The sequence below is a fragment of the Dactylosporangium sp. NPDC049742 genome (assembly GCF_040674675.1).
In the GTDB taxonomy this organism is placed as follows: Bacteria; Actinomycetota; Actinomycetes; order Mycobacteriales; family Micromonosporaceae; genus Dactylosporangium; species Dactylosporangium maewongense.
The window spans coordinates 1-16,371 of sequence record NZ_JBFANF010000034.1 but is presented as its reverse complement, the minus strand read 5'-3'; the positions used below and the strand labels follow the sequence as shown (position 1 = coordinate 16,371).

Sequence of the window (16,371 nt, the reverse complement as noted above, 5' to 3'; positions counted from 1 at the left end):
CGGCGTGGGGGCGCCGCCACCGGCGCGGTCGGCACGGCGGATCCGCACGGCCTGCCTGCTCGTCGGCCGGGCGGCCCCGGTGACCCTGCTGGGGTACGTCGTGCTCACGCTCGGCGCCGGTGCGCTGCCCGTACTGATGGCGTGGCTGACCAAGGGAATCCTGGACGGACTCGCCGGCGACGCGGCGCCGAAGACCCTGACCCAGCTCGGCTCGGCGCTCGCCGTCGCCGGCCTGGTGGCGGGATCGGCGCCGCAGCTCACCCAGTTCCTGCGGGCGGAGCTGGACCGGTCGGTCGGCCTGCTCGCGCAGGAACGGCTGTTCACGGCGGTGGACCGGTTCGTCGGTCTCGACCGGTTCGAGGACCCCCAGTTCCTGGACCGGCTCCGGCTCGCCCAGCAGACCGGTGGCAGCACCCCGAGCCAGGTCGTGGACGGTGTGCTGGGCACCGCCCGCACGGCGGTCACCGTCACCGGCTTCCTCGGCTCGCTCTACCTGTTCAGCCCGGTGCTGGCCGTGCTGGTGCTGGCGTCGGCGGTGCCGATGCTCGCGACCGAGCTGCTGCTCGCCCGCTACCGCGCCGGGATGCAGTGGCGGATCGGGCCGGCGGAGCGCCGCGAGTTCTTCTACAGCCAGCTGCTCTCCACCGCCGCGGCGGCGAAGGAGGTGCGGCTGTTCGGCACCGGCGGCCATCTGCGGGACCGGATGCTGGCCGACCGCCGGACGGTCAACCGGGCCAAGCATCTCAACGACCGCCGCGAGCTGGTGGCGCAGATCAGCCTGGCGCTCGTGGCCGCGGTCGTCGCCGGCATCGGGCTGCTGTGGGCGGTCCGCGCCGCGGCGGCCGGCCGGATCACGGTCGGTGACGTCACCGTCTTCGTCGCAGCGGTCGCCGGTGTACAGCACGCGCTGGCCTCGCTGGCCGCGGAGATCGCGCGCGCGCACCACGCGTTGCTGATGTTCGACCACTACGTGGCGGTGACGACGAGCCCGCCCGACCTGCCCGTCGCCCCGGACGCACGGCCCGTCGATCAGCTGCGGCGGGGCATCGAGCTGCGGGACGTGTGGTTCCGGTACTCCGCCGGGACGCCGTGGGTCCTGCGTGGGGTGAACCTGTGGATCCCGGCCGGCGCCACCCTCGCGGTCGTCGGGCTCAACGGCGCCGGCAAGTCGACGCTGGTCAAGCTGCTGTGCCGGTTCCACGACCCCAGCCGTGGCCAGGTGCTCTGGGACGGGGTGGACATCCGCGAGGTCGACCCGGCCCAGCTGCGGCGCCGCATCGGCGCCGTCTTCCAGGACTACATGCACTACGACCTGACCGCGGCGGAGAACATCGCGCTGGGTGATCTCACCGCCCTGCCGGACCGGGAGCGGATCACCGCCGCCGCCCGTACCGCCGGCGTCCACGACGTGCTGACCGCGCTGCCGCACGGGTATGACACCCTGCTGTCCCGGATCTTCTACCAGGAGGCGGACAAGCAGGACCCGACAACCGGCGTGGTCCTCTCCGGTGGCCAGTGGCAACGGCTGGCGCTCGCCCGCGCCTTCCTGCGGGACCGGCCGGACCTGCTGATCCTCGACGAGCCCTCGGCCGGGCTGGACGCCGCGGCCGAGCACGAGATCCATCACCGCCTGCTGCGGTACCGCGCGGGCCGCACCAGCGTGCTGATCTCGCATCGACTGGGCGCCCTCCGCGACGCCGACCTCATCGTCGTCATCGCCGACGGTGGCGTGACGGAGCGAGGCACGCACAATTCCCTGATGGCGGCCGGCGGCACCTACCGCAGGCTGTTCGACCTGCAGGCGTCCGGATACGGCGAACACGCCGAGGCCGCGCTGACGACGGAGGCGAGATGATCGTGTGGATGCTGATCTACGGGGTGTCGGCGGTCCTGGCCGGCGCGGTCCTGCTCGGACGGTGCCTGGCACGTCGTCTCGTCGCGGTGACCGTGCACGGCGCCAGCATGGAGCCGACCTACCGGGACGGCGACCGGGTGCTGGTCCGGCGGGGCGGCGTCCCGGCCGTGGGACAGGTGGTGGTCGTGGAGTACCCGTCCCTCGACGGCACCTGGCAGCTGCCGCTGTTGCGCGACGGCGCCCCGGCGGCCGAGGTGGGCCGGCGCCGGTGGCTGATCAAGAGGGTGGCGGCGGTGCCCGGTGATCCGGTGCCCCGGGACCGGGTGCCGGCGCTGGCCGGGGAGCGGGTGCCGCCGGGCATGGTCGTGCTGCTGGGCGACAATCCGGGCTCGAGCTTCGACTCGCGGCGGATGGGCTACTTCTCCGGCGCGCGGGTGCTGGGCGCGGTGCTCAACGCCCGTCGCTCGCCCTCGACATGAGCGGCGGCCGGCAGCCTGGTCCGGGTGCCGCAGAGCTCCAGCTTGGCCCGCACCGCCTCGGCGCCGTCGGTGCGCAGCTCGGTCATGATCGTGTACGCCCGCCCCCAACTGGCCGCGGCCGCCGTCACGTCACCCAGGGCATGGTGGCAGTCACCGAGATGCGCCAGGGCCTCGGCTTCCTTGAAGCGGTGCCCCACGTTCAGGCCCAGCGCCTGCTCGTAGCACTCGACGGCGATGGCGTACTCGCCCAGGTGCTGGTAGGCGTAGCCGAGGGTGTCCCAGGTGTTCACGGCCCCGGCGTCGTCGCCCAGTTCGGCGTGCAGTGACAGCGCCTGCCGGCAGTATCCGATGGCCTGCCGGTAGTCGCCGACCTGCGCGAGATCCCAGCCGACCGCGTTCAGTGCCCGGGCCTGCCCGCCGCGGTCGCCGCCCCGCGTGAACAGGTCGAGCGCGGCCTGGTCGTGGTGTGCCGCCGCCCGCCGGTCCCCCTGCAGCTCACACAGCCAGCCGAGGCTCAGGTGGACGTACGCCTGGCCGTTCGGATCCGCGGCGTCGGCGAGGTCGGTCAGCGCCCGGTGCAGCTGGAACCGCGCCTGTTCCGGCCGCCCGAGCCCGGCGAGCGCGTGGGAGAGCTCCCTGCGGCACTGGGCCTGCGCCGGCAGGTCATCGAGGCGGGTCGCCGCCGACAGCGCCAGGGACTGGGTGGTCAGCACGTCGTGCCAGTAGCTGCCCCGGCCGAGGTACGTCGCCGTCGCCCAGGCCAGCTGCCAGGCGTGCCGGTCCAGACCGGCCTGGGCGGCGCAACCGACCATGGCGATCAGCGTCTGGTGCTCCACGGTGAACCAGGCGAGGGGGTCGACCTCCGCGACGTCCTCGGGCGTCACACCCTCCTCCGGCGCGGCCACCGCCACCGGTTGCCGGTGCGGCATCAGCACCCTGTCCCCCGCGACGGCGGAGTGCAGGTAGTGGTCCAGCATCCTGCGCCGTGCGGCATGCCGGTCAGGCTCGGCCTCGCTCAGTTCACCCGCGTACGCCCGGAGCAGATCATGCATGACGTACCGGCCCGGCACCCGCTCCCCGGTCAGGTGGGCACCGGTCAGCTCGGCGAGCAGGGCGTTGGCCGCGCGCCGGCTCACCCCGGCCACGCCGGCCGCCGCGGCGGCGGTGAACTCCGGCCCGGGATGCAGGCCGAGCCGCCGGAACATCCGGGCCGCCGCCGGGGTCAGCGCCCGGTAGGACCAGGAGAACACGGCGCGCACGTCCACCGACGAGTCGCTGTCGGCGAGCCGGTCCAGCACCCCCGCCCCGGCCAGGTCATCGGCGAGGGCCTGGAGGGTGAACTGGGGGTTGGCGGCGGCCCGGGCGGCCGCGATGGACAGCGCCAGCGGGAGGCCCGCACAGAGCCGGGCGATCTCGGCGACGGCCTCGGGTTCCTTCCCGGCGCGGTCGGCGCCGATCCGGTCGGCGACCAGCTGGCCGGCCTCCTCCTCGTCCAGCAGGCCCAGCGTGAGCGGGTGCGCGCCGTCGACGGCGATCAGGGACGACATCCGGTTCCGGCTGGTCACCACCGTCACGCACGTGGTCGAGGCGGGAATCAGCGGCCGGACCTGGTCGGCGTCGTGAGCGTTGTCGAGGACGATCAGGATCCGGCGGTCCCGCAGCTGGGCCTGGTATCTGGCCATCTGCGCGTTGAGGTTGGCCGGGATCTGCTCCGGTGCCACGCCGAGCGCCTCGAGGAAGACGCGCAGCACCTCGGTCGGCGCCAGCGCCGCGGCATTGGCGTCGAAGCCGCGAAGGTTGGCGTAGAGCTGCCCGTCGGTGAACCGCGGGGCCAGCCGGTGGGCCAGCCGCAGGCTCGCACTGGTCTTGCCGACCCCGGCCGGGCCGAGGACCAGCAGCATCGCCGAGCGCGGCTCGTCCCGGCCGACCAACCGGGCCTCCGCGGTGGACAGTTCCTGCGCCCGGCCGACGAAACGCGGCAGGTCCGGCGGCAGCATCCGGGGCGCCGAGGACCGGCCGGCCGGTTGTCGCACCTCTCGCCGCAGGATGTCGCGCTGCAGGCGGTGCAGCTCCGGCGCGTCGATGCCCCGGTCACCCAGCAGCGCCAGACCGTGCCGGCACACCTCCGCCGCCTCGTCGGTCCGGCCGTCGCGGTACAGGGTGAGGGCGAGCATGCAGCGCAGGCCCTCGTCGTACGGGTCGGCGGCCACCGCGCCGATCAGGTCGCCGATCGCCTCGGCGTGCCGCCCCGACTCGTTGACCGCCTCCGCGTAGGCGAGCAGCGCCGCACGGTGCACTGCCCTCAGGCGGGCGATCTCGACCAACGCGAAGGGTCTGTCGGCGAGGTCGGCGTAGGGTTCGCCGTGCCAGTCGTCGAGCGCGGTACGCAGGACCGAGACCGCCCTGTCGGTCTGCTCGGCATCGCCGAGCGCCAGCAGCCGGCGGCTCTCCCGGACCGACTCCTCGAACCGGACGGCGTCGACGCACGCCGGCTCCAGGTCCAGCCGGTACCCCGCCGCGGTCCCGTGGCCGACCGTGGCGATGAGCCCCTTGCCGCGCTGCCCCCGCCCACCGGGTTCCGGGGCGCGCTCGCCGGGCTCGAGGGCGCGCTCGCCGGGCTCGAGGGCGCGCCGCAGGTGGGCGACGTGGCTGCGGAGGGTGGCCCGCGCGGCGTCCGACGCGTCGTCGCCGGCCATCAGTGCCGCCAGCCGCCGGCTCGGCACCGGCTTGCCGAGCTCCAGCAGCAGGATGGCGAGCAGCGTGGTGAGCTGTGGACCGAGCGGGACCAGGACACCGTCCCGGCGGAGCTGCACCGGGCCCAGGACGGAGACGTCGATGGGGGCTACCGGGGTACGCAGCAGATCCACCTCAGCCATAGTCGCTGGTTGATACAGGTGATTTGCATTGTATAGGCGTCTTTGGACCCACCGGCACCACGCCGCGGTTCGCGAACCGCGGCAGGCGACAGCGACCTCCCGTGCCTGCCGGACGTCGGACCGCTGATCCTTGCCGTCACCGCGATACCCCTGGTGATCGCCATCGTGGGACCGCTGCTCGCCCGCTTCCTGGGCGCGTCACGGCCCTGGCTCTTCGCCGCCCCGGCCGCCTGGGCAACGGCATTGACGTGCGTCGGTCTGGGCCTCGCCGACGGCCAGAACCACTGGCCGTTCAACGACGCATTCAGCAGCATTGCGATCCTGTTGCTCTCGTACAGCGTGATCGCACTGTGGACCTCGCGACCGGCAGTCGAACAATAGGCGTCAGCGCGCCACGAACCGCCGGTCGTCGCCCTCTCCGGTCAGCTCGAACATCGCGGCTTCGACGAGCACGCGGTGCAGGCGGGCTTCGGCCGCAGCGTCGTCCAATGTGGACGGCACGGCGACGTGACCCAGCTCGACCGCGCCGATCGTCGCCTGGAAGGTGTACTGGAACGGCGCCATGCTGTCGGCGTAGCGCAGCGCGATCCGCCCCTCCCAGTCGAGGGCGAACGCCGTGCGGCCCTGCCGCTCGCCGAACCTGATCCGGTGGTCGCCGACCGCGTCGTGGCCCAGCAGGTAGATCCCGAACGCGGCATCCTGCCAGCAGGGTCGAGCCGCCCCAGCCACGTCAGCTCCTCGACGACATGCCCGGCAGGCCAGGGGTTACCCGGAAAGACGATGCGGCCACTCACCCCCGCGACTCTGCCACACCCCACCCTCCAGCATGAGATCGAGCAGACGCAGCACAGTGCGGTATCCACGTACGATCCATCGGCGATCGACGAGGACCGGACACTTCCACCCGTGCTTGCGCAGGCCCACCTGCTCTGGCTCCGGGAGTTTCGCCACTCGCCCGACCTCGAACCAGGCGACACATTCGAGGGCTCCGCCGAGACCACCGAACGGTGGCGTCAAGACACCAACAATCCAGCCGCAGACGTCGCACCGTTCAGGATATTCGGTCGCGAAAGCGCCGGCGGGTTCGCCGCGTTCTGGATCCGAGAGCCGGAAGCCTCTGTCGAGACTCAACCGATCGTGTTCCTCGGCTCAGAGCGCGAGATCGAGGTCATGTGCGCTCACTTGAGCTGAAGTCGTGCACAGCCTCGTAACCTTGCGCGGTCACCAACCGTCGCGGTTGCTGCCTGTCTCCCGGGAGATACCGGATCCAGTGTCGGGGTAGACGCCGAACCGCTCGTCATGGAGGTGTGCGAAGAAGTAGCACATCTCCTCGCACTCGGCGTCCATCACCGCCACCGCGGGGTCGGCCTGGACCGCACCGTAGAAGTCACGCCCAGCCGCCACGATGAACCCGCGACAGTACAGGAAACCGTCGTCCGAGCCGTCGGTGTGCTCGTGGACCTCCTGACGGTCCAGCTGGTACAGCTGGCGCTCGACGACCCGGTCCAGGTCCGTCAGCTCCGCTCGGGACAGCTCTGCGCACAGTCGCCCGAGGTGAGCCAGGACCTGCTCCATCCAACCTTCGACGGCTTGGGCGATGACGTCGCCGTCATCCGCTGCGGGGTCGCGTTCGATCAGCCTCCGGCGGGCGAGCGCCGCCTCGGTCCCGCAGGCTGCCCAGGCAGCCTCGACCAGCTCCCAGAAACTGAGGGGTGGATGCCGAAAGGAACGTTCCGTGTGCTCACAGTGAGGTTCGATCCGGCCGATTGTGATGTGGTTGACCCGGACAGCGGTGGCGGCGGGCGCGCATAAGGGGCATCGTCGTGGTTATGCGATCTTCTCACCGCGTACGGGTGGCGGCGCTGCTGGGCTGTCTTGGTCTCGGGTTGACGGCGTGCGGCGGGAACTCCGCGCCGCAGGCATCGTGGTCCGGGGCACCGTCGCCGGGCCAGCAGCCGGCCGGGGGCGCGTCGCCTTCGGTGTCGCCGGCGCCGAGCGGTAAGCCGGTGCACGTACGGCTGTACGAGAAGGACGGGGCGACGTACGGCGTGGGCATGCCGATCATCGCGTACCTGTCGGCGTCGATCACCAGCGCCAAGGACTTCGACGCGGCGACCCAGGTCACCGTCAACGGGGCTCCGACCGAGGGCGCGTGGTACTTCCAGAAGTCCACGATCTACGCCGGCTACCCGATCGAGGCACACTACCGCCCGGCCGAGTTCTGGCCGGCGCACGCCGACGTCGCCATGAAACTCGACACGAAGGGCAAGTCGGGCGGGACCGGGCTGGTGTACGACAACAGCCTGACCCTCGACATGAAGACCGGGCCGGCGAACGTCGGCAAGGTCGACGGCAAGACCCTGCGGATGGTCGTGACCTCCGACGGCAAGCAGGTCTTCGACTTCCCCGTGTCGCTGGGCAAGGCGAGCACCCCCACGTTCAACGGCACCAAGGTCGTCATGGAGAAGAAGGCCGTCGAACACATGGTCGGCGACGGTTATGACGAGCAGGTGCCGTGGTCGGTACGGGTCACCAACTCCGGCGAGTACGTCCACTCGGCCAGCTGGAACGGCGGCAACATCGGCCAGCGCAGCACCTCCCACGGCTGCACCAACCTGACCGAGGCGAACGCCAAGGCGTACTTCAACTTCGCCCAGGTCGGCGACCCGATCACCTACACCGACACCGGCGGCCCGACGATGCCGACCTGGGACGGGTACGGCGACTGGAACGTGCCCTGGAACACCTGGCAGGCAGGCGGCGCGGTGCCGGCCAACTGACGCACCTCCGGACGAACGGCCACCGGTGCGGGTTGCACCGGTGGCCGCCTGGTTCACGTCAGTATTGCGTTGGGGTTGGGGTTAGGGGTAGTTCACGACCTGGCGCGGGGTGGTGTTTCCGGCCGGGTTGGGGACGGCGCCGCCGGTGTCGTTGACGACGTTGGCGATGGTGCCGACGTCGCCGAGGGAGACGGTGATGACGCTGTGGAGCCGGACGCCGGTCCGGTTGGGCACCTCGAAGCCTCGGTCCACCCGGACGGCGGGGTTGACGTTGAAGTAGCAGTACACGCCGCCGCCCCACAGTTCGTGGTCGGTGACGGTGTCGGCGACCTTGTAGGCGGCGTAACCGTTGCCCCGGGGGCCGATCCAGGCTGCCTGGTTGGGCACGTCGTACGGCTTCTCGTTCTGGAAGAAGATCGTCTTGCCGCGGTTGCCGTTCCAGATCACTTCGTACTTCTGGTAGTGCTCGACGAACAGGCCGGTGGCGAGGACGTCGTCGCCGTTCACGAGGAGGCCGGTGTCGCCGGTGTTCACCGTCCAGCCGGTGGGTGCGCCGCCGTGGTCGGCCCGCCAGGCCCAGATGTGGTCGATGATCGTGTCGTCGCTGTGCACGGCGAGGGTGGTGGTGGCCTTGCCCTGGACGCTGCTGCCGATGCGGAAGAAGACGTCCTGGATGCTGATCGGGTTCGCCGCGTGGTCGGTGTGCGCACCGGCCGCGCCGACGGTCATCAGCGTGGGGCTGTTGGTCGTGCCGGCGTCGAAGGTCAGGCCGCTGACCTTGACCCCGTTGACGTCGGCGACGTTCAGCGCCTCGACGCCGCCGACCGGGATCAGGGTCGGGTAGCCGATGCCGGTGACCACCGTGTCGGCCCGGGTGACCCGGATCGTCTGGTCGAGGGAGTAGGTGCCCGGGGTGAAGAACAGGTTCAGGCCCTGGGCGAGGGCGGTGTTGATCCGGGCGGCGCTGTCACCGGGCTTGGCGACGTAGAAGTTCCGCATCGGGATCGAGGTGCCGGGGGTGTTCGGCCAGGTGGCACCCGCGGAGTTGCGCCGGATGGACGGCACGAAGACGCGGTACAGGCCGGCGCTGTCGACGTACAGGTACGGCTTCTCCCGGGTGACCGGGGTGGTCGCCAGCGTGGTGTGCGGCGGGTTCGGGAACGCGTTGGGCGGGGCGCCCTGCACGCCGGAGTAGACCATGTTCCAGACGCCGCCGTCCCAGCGCTGGATCCGGCTGTCGCGGGTGTACCACTGCTGCTGCGAGCCGGAGGTCACGTAGCCGTCGACCACCGAGTCGGCGAGGTAGCCGCCGCTGGAGTAGCCCTGCCCACCGTCCTGGTTGGACGGGGCCAGGGTCAGGTTGCCCTTGATGTGCACGCGGCGCATCGGGGCGGCCTGGGAGACGGCCCACCGGTTGATGCCGCCCTCCGGCACGATCGACAGGTTCTCCATGCTGCGCCAGAAGTTCTGCGTCGCGTTGAGCTCGTCGCCGAAGTTCCAGCCGGAGTCGACGTTGACCGCGCCGTTGATCGTCACGTCGTCGGGGTTCAGGCCGAGACCGGCGACCGTGGTGTAGAAGCCGACGTTGGCCCAGACCCGCCCGTACGTGCCGGGCTTGAACAGGAACACGTGGCGCTGCGTGCCGAACTGCGCGGTGGGGCTGCGCAGTTGCGCGTTGAACGCCTGGTCGACCGCGGACTGGATGGTCGCCACCGGGGTGGACTGGTCGAAGATCCGCACGTTCGGGCCGAAGTCCGGGGTGTCGGACGTCGGGAGGGTCGGCGTGCTGGACGACGTGCTGGGCGACGGCGAGGCCGAGTTCGTCGGGCCGGAGCCGGTGAACACCTGGAACTCCCAGAGCGAGTAGCCCCACACGGTGGCCCGGGCGGTGCCGTTCATGCGCACGTAGCGACCGGTCGTCGTGGTGACGGCCGGGGTCTGCACGCCACCGGTGCTGGCGGTCGTGCTGTAGATGTTCGTCCAGCTCGTGCCGTTGGTGGACACCTGGATCTGGTAGGCGGTCGCGTACGCGGCCTCCCAGTTCAGCGAGACGCCACAGACGGACACGGCCGAGCCCAGGTCGACCTGGAGCCACTGCGGGTCAGCGGCCGCGCTGGACCAGCGGGTGCCGGTGTTGCCGTCGAACGCGGCCGAGGCCGGGGTGCCGGCGTTCTCGGTCGACGACGCGGTGGCCGTCTTGCCCTGCGCCGCGTTGGTGGTGCCGCAGCCGCCGGGGGTGTCGGGGGTACCGCCGAAGACCTGGAACTCCCACAGCGAGACACCCCACTGGGTCGCCTTCGCGGTCGCGTTGACGCGCACGTAGCGGCCGGTGCCGGTGACCGGCAGGCTCTGCTGGCCGCCGGTGCTGGTCGTGGTGGAGTAGATGTTCGTCCACGTGTTGCCGTCGGCGGAGGTCTGGATCTGGTAGGCGGTGGCGTACGCGCCCTCCCAGTTCAGTGCGACCCGGGTGATCGACTGGGCGGAGCCGAGATCGACCTGGATCCACTGCGGGACGCTGAAGGCACTCGACCAGCGGGTGCCGGTGTTGCCGTCGGTCGCGCTGCTGGCGGGGGTACCGGCGTTCTCCGTCGACGAGGCGGTCGTCGGCCGGCCCTGCGACAGCAGGGTCTCGGCGGCGTTGGCGCGGGTCGTGACCACGACGATGTAGGTCACCAGCATGGCCGCTACCGCGGTCACGATGGCGGCCATGCGCAGGGTGCGCCGGCTCGTCAATGATCCGGATGAACGTCTATGGCCGGGGCGGGGTTCCGACCATTCCATAGGGACTCCTTCGTGAAGCTGGGGTGTCGGCGGTGTGTCGCGGGTGTGAGAGAGCGCTCTCGCAGACGTCACTCTGACCGGTCCTTGGAGAGGTGTCAATGCTTCGCGAGGAACGTACGACCTCCGACCACTGCCGCCCCACGCGCAGGCCAGGGCACCGCAACGGAATGCTGACCAGCGACGCCCGCCGATTGCCAGCTCCTGGGAGCGCTCTCTGAAGCGCTTTAACCACGACCGGACCAACCCGGCTCCATGGGCCGATTGCGGGACATGGCCTCGGCCGATGGGATGGAACCGGGGCGAGTTGATTTGCGACTCGAAAAAAGGGTCCTACGATCCCGTGAATGAGGCGGTTGATCTCCGTGGAGTTCGCGGGCGAGGGTTCCGGTGAGGACGAGCTGTCGTGGGGGCAGCGGGAAATTTGGCATGCCCTCGTCGATCAGAAGACCTGGATGCCGATCGGTGGGACGCTGCCGCTGCCCGCGGGGCACACCCTCGAGGATGCGGTCGAGCAGTTGCGGTACCTCATGTCCCGATACCCGTCGATGCGCACCCGGCTGAAGTTCGAGGCCGACGGCACGCCCCGCCAGGTGGTGCACGCTTCCGGCACGATCGGGCTGGAGGTCGTCGACGCCGGGGACGGCGACCCGCTGGAGGCCGGGCAGGCCGTCCAGCGCCGCTACGAGGAGACCGACCTCGACCTCGCCGCCGAGTGGCCGGTCCGGATGGCGGTCGTCGAGCAGCACGGTACGCCGACACACCTGGTCGCCATCATGAGCCACCTCGTCACGGACGGCGGTGGATCGGCGGTCATGCTGGCCGAGAGCGCGCGCCGCGAGACCGCGCCGGTCGACGGTCTGCAGGCCCTGGAGCAGGTACGGTGGCAGCGCTCGCCAGCCGGGCAGCGGCAGAGCGCGTCCGCGATACGGCACTGGGCGAACACGATGCGGGCCATCCCGCTGCGTCGGTTGGCGGGCGACGGCGACCCGCAGCAGCCGCGGTACTGGCGCGGCGAGCTCACCTCCGTCGCCCTCGACCTCGCCCTGCGCACCCTCGCCGCTCGAACTCAGGTCGACCCGGCCGCGATCATGCAGACCGTCTACGCGGTGACGATGGCCCGCGTCGGCGGCGTGAACCCGGTCGCGACCCGGCTCGTCACCAGCAACCGGTTCCGCCCGGGGCTGGCCGCGGTCGTCGGGCCGGTGTCGCAGACCAGCCTGTGCAGCATGGACGTCGCCGGGCAGCCGTTCGCCGAGGCGCTGGACCGGGTGCGGCGGGCCGCGATGACGGCCCACAAGTACGGGTACTACGACCGCGCCCGCCTCGAGGAGGTCACCGCCGAGGTGGTCCGCGAGCGAGGCCCGGAGCTCGACCTCGAAAGCTTCTACAACGACCGCCGCGGCCCGCTCCGCCCCGAGCTCGTCGACCCGGCCGACATCCGGGCCGCGCTGCCGCACACGACGATGCGCTGGCCGATCAAGCGCGACGAGGTGTACGCCCGGATCTTCCTCAACGTCGACGACGGCACGGTGTTCGGCTCGGCCGGCGAGGTCCTCCTGAGGATCGAGATCGACACCCACCACGTATCGCCCGCATTGGCCGAGGCCCTGCTCTTCGGCATGGAGGAGACAGCGGTCGCCGAGGCGACCGGTCCGTAGCGTCCGGCCGGTCACCCCCGCGGCCCGTCAGGCGGGATTGGCAGACGCCGTGTTGTGCAGGTGGTCGAGGATGGCGTCCATCGCGGGGTCCGTGTTGGCACGGTAGGCGGCGAAGGTGGGCGGGGCGTAGATGTCGGGTGCGATGGCGGTGCGGTGGTCGAGTGGCCAGGACGTCTGCCAGTACAGGTCGGAGACGTTGGCCTGGATGCCGTTGTACGAGAGGCGGAACGGCACGGTTTCGCCGACGAAGTTCGGGCTGGACCCGCTGGGTTCGCCGACGAACACGGCGTTGGTGTGCCGGTCGAGGAGGGTGGCGGTGTTCTGCGCGGCGGAGAAGGTGTTCGGCGGTGAGCGTGACGTCGGTGACGGTGCCGGCTGCCGGGCGGATGGTGAGGGTGGCCTTGTCCGGGTTGTCGGCCACGTCGAGGGCGTGCAGGAACACCGGCTGACGCATCCAGGCGGGCGCGCTCGCGGTGGGCCCGTAGTCGTTGTCGCGGGTCAGCAGCGGATCGAGGGTGTCGAGGACCAGCGGAACAGGTCGGCCGTCGACGGCGAGTACCTGCGCACCGAGCAGCTGCCGGTAGCGGGGATCAACCTGGGGAATGAACAGACCCTCGTCGAAGAGGTAGAACCACACCGGCAGGCAGTGGCCCCAGCCGGGAAATGCCTGGTCGGTGTCGATGTAGGCGTGGCCGTCGCCGAGCCGGCGCAGCAGCCGCCACATTCCGACCACGATCCGCACGTCGTCCAGCCCGGCGATGGCACGGTCCAGGTCGTCGGCGGCGGTATCGAAGTCGGCGTCCACGAGGTGTGGAAACGGTATGCGGCGCTTGATCTCCCGGCGCAGTGTCCGAAGGTCGGCGCGCCACCCCTCGACCCGCGGCAGCCGGTGGTCGCCCGGTGTGCCGACCAGTTCCCGGAACCGTGGATCGTCATGCAGGGCTGCCAGGTGGGCGTCCGTGGCAGCCCTGTCGAGATCGCGAAGCTGCTGGCGCGCCGCTGCCGCCAACGCGGTGATCGCCTGCTCGTTGTCGCCGAGACGCGCGTGACAGCAGGCGATCCGGTACGAGACCTCACCGGGAAAGATCGAGGTGAGCGGCACCGGGTCGGGTCCGCGGACCGGCCAGACTCCGAGCGTCTCCGCCCGCCGGTACGCGTTCAATGCCGCGGTGTAGTCGCCGGTGGAGAACCGCGCCCCCGCCAGCCGGTCCCAGTAGACGCCGTTGACCGGGTTGAGGTCGACCACGGCCTGCCACGCGCTCGCGGCCTGTTGCCAGTTCTGCGCCCGCGACAGCGCTTCGGCCTGCGCCACCATGGTCAACTGGTCGGTCATCCGGTGCCTCCCCGAGGTAAAGATGTCTTGTTATAGGTCGACCGCGACCGCCGGCCGCCACCACCGCAACCGCCCGCAGGCGCGTCCGGCGCCGTCCGCCGAGGAGCCGGCCCGATCGTGAACGCGCCGACAACGTGGCGTGGACCGGCGGCGGGCTAACTGTTGACAAACTTAACTGATTGACGTTCCCTGATGGGAAGGTCGACGCCGGTGGGCGGACCGGTCGTCAACGGATGACTCACGTCTGCCGAAGGAGCAACATGACCCTCCGAAGAAGACTGGCGGTCCTCGCTGCCGCCCTCCTCACCGCCCCGCTGTTCACCGTGATCCTCTCGGCCACGCCGGCCAGCGCTCACGGCTGGGTCACCAGCCCACCGAGCCGCCAGGACCAGTGCGCCACCGGTGTCGTCGCGAACTGCGGCTCCATCCAGTACGAACCGCAGAGCGTCGAGGCGCCCAAGGGCTCCCGCAACTGCAGCGGCGGGAGCAGCTACACAGTGCTCGACCAGGACAACAAGGGCTGGCGCGTCACGAACATCAGCAGCTCGCAGACGTTCACGTGGCGCAACACCGCGATGCACCGCACGCTCAACTGGCAGTACTACGTCGACGGCAACCTGCACCAGACGTTCACCAACGGCAACGCGCAGCCGCCGCAGATCGTCAACCACAACGTCACCGGGCTGCCCAGCGGACGGCACAAGATCCTCGCCGTCTGGAACATCTACGACACGGCGATGGCGTTCTACGCCTGCGTCGACGTCAATGTGGGTAGCGGTGGTGGCGGCGGTGGCACCACTCCGCCGCCGCCGCCGACCGGCAACTGCGGCGCGGCGTGGAGCGCCTCGGCCGTCTACACCGGCGGCATGACCGTCTCGCACAAGAGCCGTAAGTACACCGCGCGCTGGTGGACCCAGGGCGAGGAGCCGGGCACCACCGGGGAGTGGGGCGTCTGGCAGGACAACGGCGCCTGCTGATCCGGCACACGTACTGATGAAGAACAGGCCGTCCGGCCCGGGGCATCCCGGGCCGGACGGTTCCGAGCACCCGATCGAGCGGAGCCCACGCCGATGAACCTGCGCAGCCAGAACGTCGTGGCCGCTGTCGCGGTGGCCGCGGTTGTCGTCGGCCTCGGCCTGGCGGCGTGTTCCGGCCCGTCGCCCAGTTCCGGACCTGCGCCCGCCGCGGCGCCGGCCTCCGCCGGCAGCGACCACCAGCACGCCGCCGGCGGACCGGTGGGGTCCGGCGCGCCGGGCGGGACGGTCGTCGTGCACGCCGCCGACGAGTTGCGCGCCACGCTGACCCAGCTCGTGCCGAAGTTCGAGGAGGCGTTCCCGGGCGTCCGTGTCGCGGTGGAGTACGGCCGCGGCTCCGAGCACGCCGGGCACATCCTCGCCGGCGCGCCGGTCGACGTGTTCGTGTCCGCGGACGCGGTCGCCACCACCCAGGTCACGGCCGGGCACGCCCGCGGTGAGCCCGCTGTCGTCGCCCGCGACCCGATCGTCATCGCCGTCGCGCCGAGCGCCGGGATCGCCGGCCTCGCCGACCTGCCCGGCAGGCGGGTGGCGTTGTGCGCCGAGACCACCCCGTGCGGCCGGGTGAGCCGCGCCGCGCTCACCGCCGCCGCCGTCGACGTGCGCCCCGTCTCCGTCGATCCGGACCCGGCCACCGCGCTGACCCGGGTCCGCTCGGGTGCCGCCGACGCCGCGCTCGTCTACCGCACCGACGTCGTCGCGTCCGGCAACGACCTGCGCGCCCTCGACTTCTCCCAGGCGCTGCTCATCGCCGACCAGTACACCGCCATCAAGGTCTCGACCGGCCCCAACACGGTCGGCGCCGACGCGTTCGTGGCGTTCCTCGGCTCCGCCCTGGCCCGGCACATCTTCGCCGACGCCGGCCTGTCGCCCACCTGACCTACAGATGAGCAAGCAGGAAAGTAACCGCCTCTTACATTTAACAGTGTTAACTGATAGTTTCCTCGCCATCGATCCATCGATGGCGAGGAGTCCAATGAGCTCTCAACGTCGTAAGTTCGCACTGGCAGCGGGCATGGCCGCCACCGTCATGACGGCAATCGTGCTCGTCCCCACGCTCCAGGCACAGGCCGGCAGCGCCGCCGTCCAGGCCGCCTGCACCGCGCCGGTCTGGGCTGAGGGCAACACCTACACCGTGGGCACCCAGGTCACGTACCAGGGCCACACGTACCGGGCGCTGCAGACGCACACCGCCTACCCCGGGACCGGCTGGACCCCGTCCACCACGCCGTCGCTGTGGACTGACCTCGGCACGTGCACCGGAGGCGGCGGCCCGACCACTCCCCCGCCGACCACGCCGGCCGGAACGCCGTCCGCTCCGGGCAACTTCCGGGTGACCGCGACCACGAACACCAGCTTCACCCTCGCCTGGAACGCCTCGACCGGCACCGTCACCGGCTACCGCGTCTACGAGGGCAGCACGGTACGGGCTACCGTCACCGGCACCTCCACCACCGTGTCCGGGCTGACCGCCGGCTCGACCCACACGTACACGGTGAAGGCCTACAACAACGTCGGCGAGTCCGCGGCGTCCAACAGCGTCACCGCCACCACCACCGGCGGCACCACCACCCC

At 71.1% G+C, this 16,371-nt stretch carries 15 protein-coding genes; 10 read left to right on the top strand and 5 right to left on the bottom strand.

Going from position 1 to position 16,371, the window contains the following annotated elements:
- The first annotated feature begins 4 nt into the window (after positions 1-4).
- Together AB0J72_RS33930 and AB0J72_RS33925 are read left to right on the top strand one after the other, a co-directional pair.
- Complete coding sequence (locus AB0J72_RS33930; RefSeq protein ID WP_363405741.1) at positions 5-1,855, top strand: ABC transporter ATP-binding protein; 1,851 nt, start codon at positions 5-7, stop codon at positions 1,853-1,855.
- Positions 1,852-2,334: a S26 family signal peptidase gene (locus tag AB0J72_RS33925; RefSeq protein ID WP_363405739.1), complete on the top strand. Its 483-nt coding sequence runs from the start codon at positions 1,852-1,854 to the stop codon at positions 2,332-2,334. The genes AB0J72_RS33930 and AB0J72_RS33925 overlap by 4 nt, the downstream gene beginning before the upstream one ends.
- Here AB0J72_RS33925 and AB0J72_RS33920 read toward each other — a convergent pair.
- Positions 2,271-5,210: a BTAD domain-containing putative transcriptional regulator gene (locus AB0J72_RS33920; RefSeq protein ID WP_363405737.1), complete on the bottom strand. Its 2,940-nt coding sequence runs from the start codon at positions 5,208-5,210 to the stop codon at positions 2,271-2,273. The two genes, AB0J72_RS33925 and AB0J72_RS33920, sit on opposite strands and share 64 nt — an antisense overlap.
- A gap of 153 nt (positions 5,211-5,363) precedes the next feature.
- Between AB0J72_RS33920 and AB0J72_RS33915 the strand changes: the two genes are divergently transcribed.
- Positions 5,364-5,591 (top strand): hypothetical protein, encoded by a 228-nt coding sequence (locus tag AB0J72_RS33915; protein WP_363405735.1) that lies wholly within the window; start codon positions 5,364-5,366, stop codon positions 5,589-5,591.
- 3 nt (positions 5,592-5,594) lie between these two features.
- Here the strand turns inward: AB0J72_RS33915 and AB0J72_RS33910 are convergent, their stop codons facing one another.
- Positions 5,595-5,939 carry a hypothetical protein gene (locus AB0J72_RS33910; RefSeq protein ID WP_363405733.1) on the bottom strand — a complete coding sequence of 115 codons (345 nt, stop codon included), beginning with the start codon at positions 5,937-5,939 and terminating at the stop codon, positions 5,595-5,597.
- Between the two features lie 177 nt (positions 5,940-6,116).
- Here AB0J72_RS33910 and AB0J72_RS33905 point away from each other — a divergent pair, with 177 nt between their 5' ends.
- Positions 6,117-6,401, top strand: a complete 285-nt coding sequence (locus AB0J72_RS33905; RefSeq protein WP_363405731.1) for a hypothetical protein — start codon at positions 6,117-6,119, stop codon at positions 6,399-6,401.
- 30 nt (positions 6,402-6,431) lie between these two features.
- Here the strand turns inward: AB0J72_RS33905 and AB0J72_RS33900 are convergent, their stop codons facing one another.
- A complete protein-coding gene (locus AB0J72_RS33900; protein WP_363405729.1) occupies positions 6,432-6,785 on the bottom strand; it encodes a DUF4240 domain-containing protein in 354 nt (117 codons plus the stop codon).
- Positions 6,786-7,216: 431 nt separating this feature from the next.
- Between AB0J72_RS33900 and AB0J72_RS33895 the strand changes: the two genes are divergently transcribed.
- Positions 7,217-7,990: a L,D-transpeptidase gene (locus AB0J72_RS33895; RefSeq protein ID WP_363405727.1), complete on the top strand. Its 774-nt coding sequence runs from the start codon at positions 7,217-7,219 to the stop codon at positions 7,988-7,990.
- 81 nt (positions 7,991-8,071) lie between these two features.
- On the opposite strand, the gene AB0J72_RS33890 is transcribed toward AB0J72_RS33895, so the two are convergent.
- A complete protein-coding gene (locus tag AB0J72_RS33890; protein WP_363406042.1) occupies positions 8,072-10,669 on the bottom strand; it encodes a discoidin domain-containing protein in 2,598 nt (865 codons plus the stop codon).
- Positions 10,670-11,115: 446 nt separating this feature from the next.
- Here AB0J72_RS33890 and AB0J72_RS33885 point away from each other — a divergent pair, with 446 nt between their 5' ends.
- A complete protein-coding gene (locus AB0J72_RS33885) occupies positions 11,116-12,429 on the top strand; it encodes a condensation domain-containing protein (RefSeq protein ID WP_363405725.1) in 1,314 nt (437 codons plus the stop codon).
- Positions 12,430-12,456: 27 nt separating this feature from the next.
- On the opposite strand, the gene AB0J72_RS33880 is transcribed toward AB0J72_RS33885, so the two are convergent.
- Positions 12,457-12,714: a hypothetical protein gene (locus AB0J72_RS33880; protein ID WP_363405723.1), complete on the bottom strand. Its 258-nt coding sequence runs from the start codon at positions 12,712-12,714 to the stop codon at positions 12,457-12,459.
- A 25-nt stretch (positions 12,715-12,739) separates the two neighbouring features.
- Here AB0J72_RS33880 and AB0J72_RS33875 point away from each other — a divergent pair, with 25 nt between their 5' ends.
- The 4 genes from AB0J72_RS33875 to AB0J72_RS33860 form a co-directional block, all read left to right on the top strand.
- Positions 12,740-13,798 carry a hypothetical protein gene (locus AB0J72_RS33875; protein WP_363405721.1) on the top strand — a complete coding sequence of 353 codons (1,059 nt, stop codon included), beginning with the start codon at positions 12,740-12,742 and terminating at the stop codon, positions 13,796-13,798.
- A gap of 224 nt (positions 13,799-14,022) precedes the next feature.
- Positions 14,023-14,739 (top strand): lytic polysaccharide monooxygenase, encoded by a 717-nt coding sequence (locus AB0J72_RS33870; protein ID WP_360567549.1) that lies wholly within the window; start codon positions 14,023-14,025, stop codon positions 14,737-14,739.
- A 93-nt stretch (positions 14,740-14,832) separates the two neighbouring features.
- Positions 14,833-15,675, top strand: a complete 843-nt coding sequence (gene modA, locus AB0J72_RS33865) for a molybdate ABC transporter substrate-binding protein (protein ID WP_363405718.1) — start codon at positions 14,833-14,835, stop codon at positions 15,673-15,675.
- Between the two features lie 136 nt (positions 15,676-15,811).
- A partial coding sequence (locus tag AB0J72_RS33860; RefSeq protein WP_363405716.1) for a carbohydrate-binding protein occupies positions 15,812-16,371 on the top strand: 560 nt, incomplete at its 3' end.